General features: G+C 73.0%; 12 protein-coding genes and 1 pseudogene. 8 read left to right on the forward strand and 5 right to left on the reverse strand.

The window, feature by feature from the left end; translation table 11 throughout:
• Nucleotides 1-29 precede the first annotated feature (29 nt).
• The gene (locus tag ACQP1S_RS15545) at nucleotides 30-1640 is read right to left on the reverse strand and encodes an RICIN domain-containing protein (RefSeq protein WP_432907333.1); all 1611 of its coding nucleotides are present in this window, start codon (nucleotides 1638-1640) and stop codon (nucleotides 30-32) included.
• Between the two features lie 244 nt (nucleotides 1641-1884).
• Between ACQP1S_RS15545 and ACQP1S_RS15550 the strand changes: the two genes are divergently transcribed.
• On the forward strand, nucleotides 1885-2532 hold the full coding sequence (locus ACQP1S_RS15550) for a DUF2238 domain-containing protein (RefSeq protein WP_432907336.1): 648 nt from the start codon (nucleotides 1885-1887) through the stop codon (nucleotides 2530-2532).
• A gap of 150 nt (nucleotides 2533-2682) precedes the next feature.
• Here ACQP1S_RS15550 and ACQP1S_RS15555 read toward each other — a convergent pair whose 3' ends face one another.
• Both ACQP1S_RS15555 and ACQP1S_RS15560 read right to left on the reverse strand, forming a co-directional pair.
• The gene (locus ACQP1S_RS15555; RefSeq protein ID WP_432907339.1) at nucleotides 2683-3822 is read right to left on the reverse strand and encodes a CaiB/BaiF CoA transferase family protein; all 1140 of its coding nucleotides are present in this window, start codon (nucleotides 3820-3822) and stop codon (nucleotides 2683-2685) included.
• Nucleotides 3812-4978 carry an acyl-CoA dehydrogenase family protein gene (locus ACQP1S_RS15560; protein WP_357893901.1) on the reverse strand — a complete coding sequence of 389 codons (1167 nt, stop codon included), beginning with the start codon at nucleotides 4976-4978 and terminating at the stop codon, nucleotides 3812-3814. Before ACQP1S_RS15560 ends, ACQP1S_RS15555 begins: the two co-directional genes overlap by 11 nt.
• 157 nt (nucleotides 4979-5135) lie before the next feature.
• On the opposite strand from ACQP1S_RS15560, the gene ACQP1S_RS15565 reads away from it, so the two are divergent.
• The gene (locus ACQP1S_RS15565; RefSeq protein ID WP_432907342.1) at nucleotides 5136-5828 is read left to right on the forward strand and encodes a TetR/AcrR family transcriptional regulator; all 693 of its coding nucleotides are present in this window, start codon (nucleotides 5136-5138) and stop codon (nucleotides 5826-5828) included.
• A 210-nt stretch (nucleotides 5829-6038) separates the two neighbouring features.
• A pseudogene (locus tag ACQP1S_RS15570) lies at nucleotides 6039-6410 on the forward strand (MFS transporter); the annotation flags it as partial.
• Nucleotides 6411-6481: 71 nt separating this feature from the next.
• Here the strand turns inward: ACQP1S_RS15570 and ACQP1S_RS15575 are convergent.
• The gene (locus ACQP1S_RS15575; RefSeq protein ID WP_432907344.1) at nucleotides 6482-7324 is read right to left on the reverse strand and encodes an IclR family transcriptional regulator domain-containing protein; all 843 of its coding nucleotides are present in this window, start codon (nucleotides 7322-7324) and stop codon (nucleotides 6482-6484) included.
• Nucleotides 7325-7383: 59 nt separating this feature from the next.
• Complete coding sequence (locus tag ACQP1S_RS15580; RefSeq protein WP_432907347.1) at nucleotides 7384-8844, reverse strand: amidohydrolase family protein; 1461 nt, start codon at nucleotides 8842-8844, stop codon at nucleotides 7384-7386.
• Between the two features lie 249 nt (nucleotides 8845-9093).
• Between ACQP1S_RS15580 and ACQP1S_RS15585 the strand changes: the two genes are divergently transcribed.
• Genes ACQP1S_RS15585 through ACQP1S_RS15605 form a run of 5 tightly spaced genes read left to right on the forward strand, consistent with a single transcriptional unit; the run spans nucleotide 9094 to nucleotide 13338 of the window.
• Complete coding sequence (locus ACQP1S_RS15585; protein WP_432907350.1) at nucleotides 9094-10254, forward strand: CaiB/BaiF CoA transferase family protein; 1161 nt, start codon at nucleotides 9094-9096, stop codon at nucleotides 10252-10254.
• Nucleotides 10236-11033 carry a citryl-CoA lyase gene (locus tag ACQP1S_RS15590; RefSeq protein WP_432907352.1) on the forward strand — a complete coding sequence of 266 codons (798 nt, stop codon included), beginning with the start codon at nucleotides 10236-10238 and terminating at the stop codon, nucleotides 11031-11033. The genes ACQP1S_RS15585 and ACQP1S_RS15590 overlap by 19 nt, the downstream gene beginning before the upstream one ends.
• Before the next feature lie 33 nt (nucleotides 11034-11066).
• Nucleotides 11067-11930: an extradiol ring-cleavage dioxygenase gene (locus ACQP1S_RS15595; RefSeq protein WP_067308360.1), complete on the forward strand. Its 864-nt coding sequence runs from the start codon at nucleotides 11067-11069 to the stop codon at nucleotides 11928-11930.
• Entirely contained in the window at nucleotides 11927-12289 is a 363-nt protein-coding gene (locus ACQP1S_RS15600) for a hypothetical protein (protein ID WP_363671867.1), read from the forward strand. Before ACQP1S_RS15595 ends, ACQP1S_RS15600 begins: the two co-directional genes overlap by 4 nt.
• Nucleotides 12289-13338: a quinone oxidoreductase family protein gene (locus ACQP1S_RS15605; protein WP_432907357.1), complete on the forward strand. Its 1050-nt coding sequence runs from the start codon at nucleotides 12289-12291 to the stop codon at nucleotides 13336-13338. The genes ACQP1S_RS15600 and ACQP1S_RS15605 overlap by 1 nt, the downstream gene beginning before the upstream one ends.
• Nucleotides 13339-13369: the final 31 nt, after the last annotated feature.

Here is a 13369-nt window from a genome sequence, read left to right on the forward strand (position 1 = left end):
TGGGGCCGCGCGGGCGCGGGTCGGTCGGTTCAGCAGCGGCTGATCGTCGAGTTGGTCAGGGTGACGTTGCTGATGGTCAGGTTGTCGGCGCAGGGGTTCTCCACGATCCGGTTGTTGACCAGGGTGAAGTTGCGCAGGGTGAGGTCCCGGTTGCCGGGGAACTCGGTACGTTCGGCCAGCCGCACCTCGCCGCCGCCGCTGATCGTGCCGCCGCTGGTCGCCAGGCTCACGCCGTAGCAGTTCTCGATGAGCACGGCGTTGTTGCCGGTGTTGGCGATGTCGATCCGGTCGATGATCGCGCCGCCGGACTCGGAGACGCAGAACACGCCCCGGCCGCCACCCCGGGCCCGGACGGTGCCGACCCGGATGTTGGTCGGGTAGCTGTCGCCGATCCGGCCGTTGCGGTTGGCCATCCGGAACGCGGCGTACCCGGTGCCGGTGCCGGCGTTCTCGGCGTCGACGGTGGACACCGTGGCGTTGATGGTCTGGTTGAGCAGCAGGCCGGACTCGCCGACGTTGCGGGCGGTGACGGTGCCGATGGTCAGCCCGTCGACGCCGTACGTCTCCACCGCGTGCGAGCTGGCGCCGGAGACGTACACGGTGTCGATGCGGACGTTGCGGGTCCACTGGCTGGTGTCGCCCCGGTTGTCGATGCGGACGCCGAGGCCGGCGGAGAGCCGCATGTCGAGTTGCCCGAGCACGACATTGGTGACGTTGCGCAGGAAGATCCCGTAGAGCGGCGTGCCGGTGAGGGTGAGGTGCTGCACCTCGACCTGGGTGGTGCCCCGGGAGTAGACGGGCGCCTGGTCGCCGGAGCCGGCGCCGGTGACGTTGATCGTGCCGCACACGTCGAGGGTGGTGTAGCTGGGCAGCGAGATGCGGGAGTTGGCACTCATCGTGCCCGAGCCGCGGACCACCACCCGTTGCTTGCTGGTCCGGCCGGCGGTGAGGCTGTTCACCCCGGCCTGCACGGCGGCCCGCAGGTCGGTGCCGGTGTGCACGGTGGTCCCGCCGTTGCGGACGGTCCAGGTGCCGCCGCTGAGCACCGCCTCGGCCTGGAAGGCGCCGCTGCCGCAGTCGGCCGTGCCGCCCGGCCGTGCCAGCTGCCACTGCTGGTTCGCGCCGTCGACATCCTGGTACTGCGAGATCATCGCCCCGTCGGCGGTGGATCTCTCCCACACGTCGAGGGCCTTGCCGGAGTGCCGGTTGAGCAACCGGACGTAGCCGCCGGCGGAGTCGACGAGCCGGAAGTGTTGTCTGGTGTTGCCGCTGGTCGCCGGGTTCTGCACCAGGGCGGTGCCGTCGAGCGCGTTGGGCAGTTCCAGAACCTTGCCGCTGTGCGCCGAGCGGATCTGGTAGTAGCCGCTGCCGACGTCGACGAACCGCCACTGCTGCACGGCGAGATCGTTGCGGGCGTACTGGTTGATCGGGGCGCCGTCGGCGGTGGACCAGCCGTACAGGTCCATCGCCTTGCCGCTGTGCCGGTTGACGAGCACGTAGCTGGCCCCGGTGTCGACGGTGGCCGCCGAGGCGGCCGGCGGGGCGACGGCGGTGGCGGCGGCGACCAGGGTGAGCGTGCCGGCGGCGAGCAGGCCGATCCGCCGGGGGCGGGAACCTCGGGTGCGGGTGGCAGGTGGCATGGGACTCCCTCGGGGACGGTGGGGCGCCGGGACGGGCGGTTCCCGCCTGCACCATATCGACCTATATGGATGTGCGGCAAACCCTCTCCGGGCCCGGACCGCCGGTGGGACCGCCGGGTCGGGACACCGGTCCCACCGCCACGAGAACGGCCGGGCCGGCGACGGTGGCCCGGCGACGGCGCTGTTATCGTCGGCGGCCGGGCGGCGACTGGGCCGCCCGTACGGATGCGAACAGGTGGTCGCCGTGACCCGGGCCCGTACGCTCGTCCCCCCGGTGTTGCTGGGTCTCGTCGTCGGGGCGCTGGTGCTGTCCGGCATCCGACCCCACGACCGGCTGACCTGGCTGTTGGAGACGGTCTGGGTGATCGTGGGGGTGCCGGTGGTGCTGCTGGTGTGGCGGCGCTTCCCGCTGAGCACCCTGCTCTGCTGCCTGCTGGCGGTGCACGCGCTGATCCTCATCGTCGGCGGCCAGTGGACCTACGCCCGGGTTCCGCTCGGCGACTGGGTACGCGACGCGCTCGACCTCTCCCGCAACCCGTACGACCGGCTCGGCCACTTCGTGCAGGGCTTCGTGCCGGCGATCCTGGTCCGCGAGATCCTCGTCCGGCGCTCCCCGCTGCGGGGCAGCCGCTGGCTCGCCCCGCTGGTGGTCTGCGCCTGCCTGGCCTTCAGCGCGATCTTCGAGATGATCGAGTGGTGGTCCTCGGTGGCCGGGGGCTCCGCCGCCGACGACTTCCTCGGCACCCAGGGCGACGTCTGGGACACCCAGTGGGACATGTTCCTCGCGCTGGTCGGTGCGGTCATCTCGCTGCTCCTGCTCAGCCGGTGGCACGACCGCCAACTGCCGGTCGGGACACCCGTGCGCCCGGCCCCCGCCGTGCCGGTGGCCTGACCACCCCCCACCGCAGGACGGCCCTGCACCGCCGCCGGTCAGGGCCACACCGGCGGCCGGCCACACCCCGGGCCACGACCGGCCGGCCCCGGTCACGGCCCCCGGTAGGTCACGGCCGGCCCCCAGCTCACCGACCGCCGGGTTCACGAGTCACCGACGGTCGGGCCAGCTGTCGAGGACGGTGGTGACGTCCAGCGGGTGCGCCGGGTCCGGAGCCGGTCGCGGTGGTGGCGTCGGTGTCCGCGCGAACCGGGGTGCCGGGGCCGGTTGCGTCTCGTCGCCCACCCGCACGAACGTGCCCCGGGCGGCGTTGTGCGGATGGCGGTGCGCCTCGGTGGGGACGAGCACCGGTGCGACACACCCGTCGAGGTCGGCGAAGAGCGCCGCCCACTCGTCGCGGGTGCGCTCGGCGAACCGGGCGGTGAACCGGCGGCGTAGCTCCGGCCAGCCGACCGGGTCGTACTGGGCGGGCAGGTCCGGGTCGTCGGCCAGGCCCAGCCCGGCCAGCAGCGCGGCGTAGAACGCCGGCTCCAACGCGCCCACCGCCACGAACCGGTCGTCGGCGGTGCGGTAGGTGTCGTAGAACGGGGCGCCGCCGTCGAGCAGGTTGCCGCCGCGCGGCGCGGACCACCGGCCGGCGGCGACCAGGCCGTGCAGGAACGCGGTGAGCAGCGCCGACCCGTCGACCATCGCGGCGTCGACCACCTGCCCGAGGCCGGAGCGTTCCCGTTCCAGCAGCGCGGCCAGCACCCCGGTGGCGAGCAGCATCCCGCCCCCGCCGAAGTCGCCGAGCAGGTTCAACGGGGCGTGCGGGCGCTCGCCGGGGCGGCCCAGCGGCTCCAGCGCCCCGGCCACCGCGATGTAGTCGATGTCGTGCCCGGCGCGGGCGGCCAGCGGGCCGTCCTGGCCCCAGCCGGTCAGCCGGGCGTACACCAGTCGGGGGTTGCGGTCGTGGCAGACCCGGGGCCCGAAGCCGAGCCGCTCGGCCACCCCCGGCCGGTACGCCTCGACCAGCACGTCGGCCTGCTCGACCAGGCGCAGCAGGTCGGCCACCCCGGCGGGGGACTTCAGGTCGAGGGCGGTGACCCGACGACCCCGGTGCAGCGGGCCGGTCGTCGGGGCGGCCAGCCGTCCCGGGCCGGGGTCGCCCGGCCGGTCGACCCGTACCACGTCGGCGCCGAGGTCGGCCAGCACCATGCAGCCGAACGGGGCCGGCGCGAGGCTGGCCAGCTCCACCACCCGCACCCCGGCCAGTGGCCCGGCGGCGGGCGGGCCGGGGTCAGAGGGCACGGGCGATCAGCTCCTTCATGATCTCGTTGGTGCCGCCGTAGATCTTCTGCACCCGGGCGTCGGCGTACATCCGGGCGATCGGGTACTCGGTGGTGTAGCCGTAGCCGCCGAACAGCTGCAGGCAGCGGTCGACGACCTCGCACTGCCCCTCGGTGAGCCAGGACTTCGCCATCGCCGCGGTGGCCACGTCCAGTTCGCCCCGGTCGTGCCGGCCGATGCAGTCGTCGAGGAAGACCCGGCTGACCCGGGTCCGGGTGGCGCACTCGGCCAGCACCATCCGGGTGTTCTGGTGGCCGATCAACGGCTTGCCGAAGGCGGTGCGTTCCTTGACGTACGCGGTGGTCAGCTCCACCGCCCGCTGCATCGCCGCGACCGCCCCGATGCCGATGACCAGGCGTTCCTGGGGCAGTTGCCGCATCATCTGGCCGAAGCCGAGCCCCTCGGCCCCGCCGAGCAGGTGGGTCGCCGGCACCCGTAGGTCGTCGAAGAACAGCTCGGCGGTGTCGTTGCCGTGCAGCCCGATCTTGGACAGCAGCCGGCCCCGCCGGAAGCCGGCCAGGTCGTCGCCGACCTCGCAGACCAGCAGGGAGATGCCGGCGGCCCGCTGCGCCGGGTCGGTCTTGACGGCCAGGATGAGCAGGTCGGCGAGGCCGCCGTTGCTGATGAACGTCTTGGCCCCGGTGACCAGGTAGTCGTCGCCGTCGCGGACGGCCCGGGTCCGCATCGCCTGGAGGTCGGAGCCGCCGTCCGGTTCGGTCATCGCGATCGCCCCGACCAGGTCGCCGCGGCACAGGCCGGGCAGCCAGCGCCGCTTCTGTTCCGCGCTGCCGTAGGCGACCAGGTAGCCGGTGACGATGCCGCTGTGCACGCCCAGCCCGAGGGTGCTCTCCCCGGTGTGTGTCTGCTCGTGCAGCAGGACCGCCTCGTGGGTGAAGCCGCCGCCGCCACCGCCGTACTCCTCGGGCACGGAGAGGCCGAGCAGGCCCAGTTCACCGGCGCGCCGGTAGTGGTCGCGGTCCGGGTGGCCCTGCGCCAGCAGCCGCTCGGTGTGCGGCAGCACCTCGCGGGTGAAGAAGCTGCGGGCCAGTGCGGCGAGGTCGTCGTGCTCGGGCTCGCGCCACGGTGAGGTGTAGTTGTCGAGTCCAGGCGTCGGCATGGATACACCCTCACGCCCTGTTGGCGGCCTGTCAACAATCCTTGATCACTCTCGGGCGGCGGCCACCCCGGGGCGACCGTCGCCGATGGCTGCGCCCGGCTGGCGGGACCGGCCCGACCCGGGGCGCACGCCGCTGACCGGCCGATAGGGTCGATGGGTGAGTGTCGACACGGAATCGCGGCGACGGCGGCTGGAGCCCGACGCCCGGCGGGGGCAGATCCTCGCCTGCGCGGTGCGGCTGTTCGGCGCGCGCCCGTACGCGGACGTGTCGACCACCGACGTCGCCCGCGAGGCCGGGGTGGCCCGGGGTCTGATCAACCACTACTTCGGCACCAAGAAGCAGCTGTATCTGGAGGTCATCCGGGTGATGGTGACCGTCCCCGAGGTGGCCGTCGAGCGGTTGCCGGCCGGTGACCTGCGCGCCCGGGTCGATGCCAGCGTCACCTGGTTCCTCGACGTGGTCTCCCGGCACCGCACCTCCTGGCTGGCCGCGGTGACCGCCGGGGGGATGGGCCACGACGCCGACGTCGCCCAGGTGCTGACCGGGGCCGAGGAGGTCGCGGCGGACAGCGTGCTCGTGGCGGTGGGGCTGGCCGACGTCACCGCGTACCGGGCCGAGCTGCGCGGCATGATCCGGGCGTACGGCGGGCTGGCCACCTCGACCGCCCGGGAGTGGCTCCAGCGGGGCACCCTGGACCGGGGTCAGGTGCACCTGCTGCTGACCGCCACCCTGCTGACCATCGTGGAGCAGGTCTTCCCGGCGATAGTCGGCAACCGTCCGGGGTGGGCCGCCGGCTGCTGCGGGGCACCCGATCGGCGACCCGCACCCGGGTCGAATCCGGTTGCGTGACGACCGGTGGGTCTGAGTAGATGCAGGCCATGTCGAGCCCTGAGGCAGCCAAGGTGGGGGCTTTCGGTCACGCCGTCAGCCCCCTGAACCACTGAGTTCACCGCAGGCCTCCCCGCAGCCCGTGCTGCCGGGGACCTTCGCGCGCACCCTGGGGCGCTGACCGCGTGGTGACGAGACGTCTTCCTGTTCTCTCCCACCTCGGAGCGTCTCGTGCCGCTGTCGCTCTACCTGCTTGCCCTGGCGGTCTTCGCCATGGGGCACCTCGGAATCCATGCTCGCCGGCCTGGTGCCGGACATCGCCACGAGCCTCGACGTGTCGGTCGGGCCGCCGGGCTTCTGACCTCGGCCTTCGCCGTCGGGATGATCGTCGGCGCGCCGCTGATGGCGGCGCTCGCGCGCCGCTGGCCGGCCCGGACCAGCCTGCTGGGCTTCGTACTGGCCTTCGCCGTGGCACACGTGGTGGGCGCTCTCACCACGAGCTTCGCGGTGCTGCTCGGCACCCGGGTGGTCGCCGCCCTGGCCAACGCCGGCTTCCTCACGGTGGCACTGAGCACGGCGGCCACGCTCGTCGCCGCCGACCGGTGATCTTCGGTGCCGGCTCCCTGGTCGGCGTCACCCTCGCGGGACGCCGCCGGCGGGCGGTCCGGCCGGGGTCAGCCCGGGTGGCCCGCCGACGGTGTTGCGGGGACGCCGTCACCGTGACGCTGCACGGCCATCGGCACGGTGTCGAGCCGGGCCCAGTCCTGACTGATCGCGGCGGCGGTCCGCAGCAGCCGGGGCAGGTGTTCGTCGGTGAGCCGCTCCAGCGAGGTCTCTGCGGCGTGCACGGTGACGTTGAGCGCGGCCACCACCCGGCCGTCGCCGTCGCGTACCCCGGTGGCGACCGACCGGATGCCGGCGGCCAGGTCCTGGTCGGCCAGGGCCCAGCCGCGCGCCCGCACCTCGCGCAGTTCCCGGTCCAGCTCGGCGCGTTCCGGCTGCCAGCGGGCGGCGATGCCGGAGCGGCCCGGGACGGCGAGCACGGTGGTGAGTTCGGCCGGGGTGAGGGCGGCCAGCAGCACCTTGCCCATCGAGGTGGCCACGGCCGGGAACCGGGTGCCGATGGTGACCGCGAGAGTGACGATCTTGGGCACCGCCACCCGGGACACGTAGACGATGTCGCTGCCGTCGAGCTGGGCCAGCGAGGTCGACTCGTCGGTCTCGGCCACCAGTTGCCGCATGTGCGGGCGGGCGACGTCCCAGATGCTCAACGAGTTGACGTACGCCACACCGAGTTCCAGCACCCGGGGGGTGAGCGCGAAGCCCCGGTCGGCGGCCCGGACGTAGCCCAGCTCCTCCAGGGTCAGCAGGATGCGTCGTACGGTGGGGCGGGCCAGCCCGGTCACCGCCGCGATCTCGCTGAGGGTCATCGTCGGTTGGCCCGGACGGAAGCAGCGCAGCACGTCGAGGCCGCGCGCCAGCGCCTCGATGAAGTCGGTTCCGGCCTCGCGCCCCATGGAGTCCCTTCGCTGCCTGCCCGGCCCGGCGGGTGGTCACCCGCCGGGTGCTCGGATGGCTATTGTTTCCACTGCGCCGAGCCGGCGTCCCACTGGGTGTAGGTGTACGGGTTGTCCAGCACCGCCGTCTCGGGGACGTCCGGGTTCATCCCCTTCTCCCAGGCGTCGACGCCCATGGTGGCGGTGAGGTGTTCGACGGTGCGTTCGACCGCGGCGCGGGCGGCGGCGAGGTCGACGTCGACCAGCCGGTGCTCGTGCTTGACCAGCCTGCCGTCGACCAGCACGGTGTGCACGTCGCCGCGTTGGGCCTGGAACGCCACGTGGCCGTAGGGGTGGAGGATCGGGAACATCACCGGCGAGCGGTCGTTCTTGATCAGCACCACGTCGGCCTTGCGACCGGGGGTGAGGGCGCCGACCAGGTGGTCGAGGCCGAGCGCCCGGCTGCCGCCCCGGGTGGCCCACTCCACCACCTGTTCGGCACGCAGGTGGCAGTGGGTGACGGTCTCCTGTCGACCGTGCGCCTCGAGGTGCTCCCGGGAGCGGTCCGCGCTCAGCGTGGCCCGCATCGCGGAGAACAGGTCCCCGCTCCACCAGACGCTGGTGTCCATGGACAGCGAGACGGGGATGTCGTGGTGGCGCAGCTGCCAGGTGGGCGGGTAGCCCTGGCCGGCGCTCTGCTCGCTCTCGGTGGAGACCGAGACCGAGCCGCCGGTGGCGGCGATCCGGTGGTACGAGTCGCGGTTGAGGGTGGCGGCGTGCACGTAGACCGTCGAGTCGGTCATGAACCCGTGCTCGTGCATCAGCCGGATGCCGTCGTCGTTGGTGGCTCCCCACACCCCGGCGTGGGTGGTGACCGGCACCCCGAGGTCCCGGGCCACCTCGAAGGCGGCCCGTTCCGGGAAGGCCGGGTCGCCGGTGACGTCGAAGGCCATCTGGAAGCCGAGCCGGTCGCCCCGGCCGTGGATGCGACGGGTGACGAAGTCGCGGAACTCGGGGGTGGTGGCCCACTCCCACGGCCCCTGTTGCAGGTTGCCGTAGGCGAGCACGAACCGGCCCGGCACCGCCTCCAGGGCGTCGACGGCGGCGTCGGCGTGCTGCGGGGTCTGCAGGCCGTGTGACCAGTCCACGGTGGTGGTGACCCCGGCGTCGATCGCCTCGATGGCGGCGAGCAGGTTGCCGGCGTGGACGTCCTCGGGGCGGAACAGCTTGCCGGACTCCAGGTAGTACCAGACGAAGTACTGGGCCAGCGTCCAGTCGGCGCCGTAGCCGCGCATCGCGGTCTGCCACATGTGCCGGTGGGTGTCGATCATGCCGGGCATGACGATGCCGCCGGCCGCGTCGATCTCCCAGGTGCCCTCCGGCACGGCCAGATCCACGCCGACGGCGGCGATCCGGTCGCCGATCACCAGCACGTCGGCGCGGGGGAGCACCGTGTGGGTGTCGTCCATCGTCAGCACCAGGCCGTTACGCAGGACCACCGGTCGGCCGGCCGCCGGCGTCCGCCCCTCGTTCGCACTCATCGCCGCCACTTCCGTTCGGGGTGCTAGCGGACGACTGTCCGCTCTACGGTCAGATCAGATTTCGCCAGTGTGTTCCCGGTCACCGGTCATGTCAAGAGCACGTTACCGCCGGGTGTCCGTTGGTTTCCTAGGGCGTGGAGCTGGGAGTTTCCGGGGAATTCCCTCGGGATGGTTGACGGCTCGCAGGCTCGTCGGGAAACTGACCTTGCGGACAGTCGTCCGCCTAGCGGTCAACATGAGGGGTGGGTCATGGTGGAGGAGACACCGAGGGGGACCGGTCCGTTGCACGGCGTCGTGGTGGCCGACTTCTCCCGCATCCTCGCCGGGCCGTACGCCACCATGCTCCTGGCCGACCTCGGCGCCGAGGTGATCAAGGTGGAGGGGCCCGGCGGCGACGACACCCGCACCTGGATGCCCCCGGTCCGCGACGACGTCTCCACCTACTACCTGGGTGTCAACCGCAACAAGCGGTCCATCGCGCTCGACCTGAAGGACCCCGACGACCTGGCCGTGGCCCACCGGCTGGCCGCGCGGGCCGACGTCCTGATCGAGAACTTCAAGCCCGGCGGGCTGCGCCGCTTCGCGCTGGACTACGACACCGTCGCCGACGGCAACCCCCGGGTGGTCTACGCCTCGATCAGCGGGTTCGGCACGGGCGCGGGCGCGAGCTACCCCGGCTACGACCTGATGGTGCAGGCCATCTCCGGGCTGATGAGCCTCACCGGTGACCCGGACGGTTCCCCCTACCGGGCCGGCATCTCCGTGTTCGACGTGATGGCCGGGCTGCACGCGGCGATCGGCATCCTCGCCGCACTGCACCACCGGCACGACTCGGGACGCGGCCAGCACATCGAGGTCAACCTGCTCTCCTCGGCGCTGTCCGGCCTGGTCAACCACAGCAGCGGCTACGTCGCCGGCGGGGTGGTGCCCTACCGGATGGGCAACGCCCACCCCAGCCTCTTCCCGTACGAGCCGCTGCCAGTTGCCGACGGCGAGCTGATCGTGATCGCCGGCAACGACGGGCAGTTCCGCCGGCTCTGTGAGGTGCTCGACCTGCCGGAGCTGGTCGACGACCCCCGGTTCACCCGCAACCAGGACCGCACCGCCCACCGGGAGGCGCTGCGCCCGCTGCTGGTCGAGCGGCTGCGCCGGCGCACCCGCGACGAGTGGTTCACCGACCTGATGGCCGCCGGGGTGCCCTGCGCGCCGATCAACACCATCGACGGTGGTGTCGCGCTCGCCGAACGCCTCGGGCTGGACCCGGTGGTCACCGTCGGTGAGGGCGCCGCCGCGGTGCCCGGCATCCGACACCCGATCACCCTTTCGGACACCCCGGCGCGGTACGGCAATCCGCCGCCCGCGCTCGACGAACACGGCGAGGAGATCCGCGCGTGGCTGACCGGCAGCTAGACTTCCCGACCTCGATCGGCACCTCCGACCCGACCACCATCCGGCTGCTCGGTCAGGACCTGGCCGGCGACCTGATGGGCCGGGTGGGCTTCGGTGAACTGGCGTTCTGGCTGGTCGCCGGGCGTCGCCCCGGCCCCGGCGAGGTACGCGTCTTCGAGACGGTCCTGGTGGCCCTGGCCGACCACGGCTTCACCCCGACGGCGATCGTCGCCCGGCTGACCTACCTCAGCGCGCCGGAGGCGTTGCAGGGCGCGATCGCCGCCGGACTGCTCGGTGGTGGCTCCCGCTTCCTGGGCGTCACCGAGGACTGCGGCCGGTTCCTCGCCGACACCCTCGCCGGTCTCACCGAGACGCCGACCGACGACGCCGGCTGGGACGCCGTCGCGCTGGACGCGGTCCGCGCCGCCCGCGCCGCCAAGCGACTGGTGCCGGGGCTCGGCCACCCGGTGCACAAGGAGACCGACCCGCGTACCCCGGTGCTGATCGCGATCGCCGCGCAGGAGGGGCTACGCGGGCCGCACCTGCGGCTGTTCGAGGCGATCGGCCGGGTCCACCCGCAGGTGCTCGGCCGTACCCTGCCGCTCAACGGCGCGGGGGTGTGCGGCGCGGCCCTGGCCGACCTCGGCCTGCCGATCGACCTGCTGCGCGGCTTCGCCCTGCTGGCCCGTACCGCCGGCCTGCTCGGCCACCTCGCCGAGGAGCGACGCCGCCCGCTCGGCATGGACATCTACCAGACCGTCGACCGCAACGCCCGGTACGTGCCGGACGACGCCGACTGATCCCCACCCCCACCGCCTGCGAGAGGAGCGGCCATGGCCCAGGTCGTCGCGGTCATCGCCTCCACCCACCATCCGTTCTACTACCGCGCCACCACCGCCACCGGCGAGGACCGGCCCCCGTTCGCCGACGAGTGGGCCCGCAAGATCCTCGCCTTCCGGGAGACCCTCACCCGGGCCAACCCGGACGTGCTGGTGATGGTCGGCTCCGACCACTTCCACCAGCTGTGGCTGGACAACATGCCGCAGTTCCTGGTCGGCAAGGCGCCGTTCTACGACGCCAACTGGTACAACGAGGAACGCGAGTTCGGCCTTCCCCGGATGCTGCTGCGCGGTCAGGAGGACCTGTCGGCGCACGTCCTGCGGGCCGGCCTGGACGCCGGTTTCGACCTGGCCTTCAGCAACGAGCTGCGGATCGACCACAGCATCACCTGCCCGATCATCACGCTGCGGCCCGAGGCGGACCTGCCGATCGTGCCGATCTACACCAACATCTTCGCCCCACCGCTGCCGCAGCCGAAACGGTTCGTGCAGCTCGGCGCGGCCATCCGGGAGATCGTCGAGAGCTGGCCCAGCCACCTGCGGGTGGCCGTCATCGGCACCGGCCACCTGTCGCTGGAGCTGGGCGGGCCCCGCCAGTTCGGCCCGCAGGGCCCGGACCCGGAGTTCGACCGCCGGGCGGTGGAGTGGATCGCCAACGGCGACCTCGACGGCTGCCTGTCCGAGGTGACCCTGGACAGCCTGCACGCCCCCGGCAACGCCACCCACGGCTTCATGGACTTCATGCTGATGATGGGGGTGGCCGGCGCGGGCGCCAAGGCCGACCACGTGGACACCCTGGACCTGTTCCACACCATGGAGGCGTACTTCACCTGGTACCCGAACGGAGCGCCGGCATGAGCCGCTACCTGGTCGACAAGTTCCTCTACACCGTCGACCGTGACCCGGCGCTGGTCGAGCGGTACCGCACCGACCCGCGCGCCACGGTCACCTGGTGGGAGGCCGAACGCGCCAACGCCGTACTGAACTGCCACACCGGTGAGGCGAGCACCTGGCTGCGCTTCACCGACGAGGAACGCGAGGCGCTGGTCGCCCACGACCACGTCCGGCTCTTCGCCCTCGGTGCCCACCCGTTCCTGACGTTGACCCTGTTCATCGCCATGTTCGAGCGGGACCACACCGAGCCGATGGCCTACCAGAAGCAGTACGGCCTGCGGTTGGCCCACTTCTCGCTGCCCTACCCGGACATCGCCACCTGATGGCCACCGACCCCGACCCCGGGACCATGGCCACCGACCCCGCCACCGGGCCGATGACCGTCGAACCCGGTGGTCAGCTGATGCCCGCCGTCGTCGTCACCGGTCACGGCGAGCCACCCGTCGTGGTCGAGCGCCCCCGCCCGACACCGGCCGAGGGCGAGGTGGCGGTACGGGTCACCGCCGCGCCGCTGACCCCGCTGGACCTGCTCTGCGCCTCGGGCACCTCGTACCTGGGCGCGCCGGTGCTGCCGTACGTCCCGGGGGTGCAGGGCGTGGGCACCCTGGACGACGGCACCCCGGTCTGGTTCCCGACCCGGGCCGGGATGGCCCCCGGCGACGGCAGCCTGGCCGGGTACGCGGTGGTCCCGGCCGCCGACCCGGTGGCCCTGCCGGACGATGCGGACCACTGCCTGGTGGCGGCCCTCGGGCTCTCGGCGGTCGCCGCCTGGGCGGCGTTGACCCTGCGTGGTGGGCTGCGCCCCGGGGAGGTGGTGCTGGTGCTGGGCGCCGGCGGCACGGTCGGCCAGGCGGCGGTGCAACTCGCCCGGCTCGGTGGGGCGGGACGGGTGGTCGCGGCGTGCCGGTCCGACGCCGCCGTCTACTCCGCCCGCCGCTCGGGCGCGGACGCGGTGGTCCGGCTCGCCGGCACCGACGAGCCCGAGACCCTCGCCCAGCGCTTCCGCCAGGCCGCCGACGGCCCGGTGGACCTGGTGCTGGACCCCCTGTTCGGGGTGCCGGCGGCAGCGGCGCTGCGTGCCCTGGCCCCGGGCGGCCGGCTGGTCAACCTCGGTGGCTCGGCCGCACCGACCGCGACGATCGACTCCGCGACCCTGCGCGGCGGGTCGTTGCGGATCCTCGGCTACACCAACAACGAGCTGACCGCCGCGCAACGCGCGACGGCGATCACGGTGGTGGCCGGGCACGCCGCCGCCGGCCGGCTGACCGTCGCCCACCAGGTACGGCCGCTGGCGGAGGCGGCGACAGCCTGGGCCGACCAGGGTGCCGGGGCCGCCGCCGGCCGCATCGTGCTGGTCCCACCACCGCACTGACCTCGTCGAGGTGAGGCGGTGCTCGCTCTGA

It is taken from the genome of Micromonospora matsumotoense, from assembly GCF_050951065.1.
Taxonomy (GTDB): domain Bacteria; phylum Actinomycetota; class Actinomycetes; order Mycobacteriales; family Micromonosporaceae; genus Micromonospora; species Micromonospora matsumotoensis.

Excerpts from the sequence above, each read along its gene's own strand:
- ACQP1S_RS15545 (WP_432907333.1), bottom strand. The coding sequence starts at position 1,640 with ATGCCACCTGCCACCCGCACCCGAGGTTCCCGCCCCCGGCGGATCGGC.
- ACQP1S_RS15560 (WP_357893901.1), bottom strand. The coding sequence starts at position 4,978 with ATGCCGACGCCTGGACTCGACAACTACACCTCACCGTGGCGCGAGCCC.
- ACQP1S_RS15575 (WP_432907344.1), bottom strand. The coding sequence starts at position 7,324 with ATGGGGCGCGAGGCCGGAACCGACTTCATCGAGGCGCTGGCGCGCGGC.
- ACQP1S_RS15580 (WP_432907347.1), bottom strand. The coding sequence starts at position 8,844 with ATGAGTGCGAACGAGGGGCGGACGCCGGCGGCCGGCCGACCGGTGGTC.
- ACQP1S_RS15585 (WP_432907350.1), top strand. The coding sequence starts at position 9,094 with ATGGTGGAGGAGACACCGAGGGGGACCGGTCCGTTGCACGGCGTCGTG.
- ACQP1S_RS15595 (WP_067308360.1), top strand. The coding sequence starts at position 11,067 with ATGGCCCAGGTCGTCGCGGTCATCGCCTCCACCCACCATCCGTTCTAC.
- ACQP1S_RS15600 (WP_363671867.1), top strand. The coding sequence starts at position 11,927 with ATGAGCCGCTACCTGGTCGACAAGTTCCTCTACACCGTCGACCGTGAC.
- ACQP1S_RS15605 (WP_432907357.1), top strand. The coding sequence starts at position 12,289 with ATGGCCACCGACCCCGACCCCGGGACCATGGCCACCGACCCCGCCACC.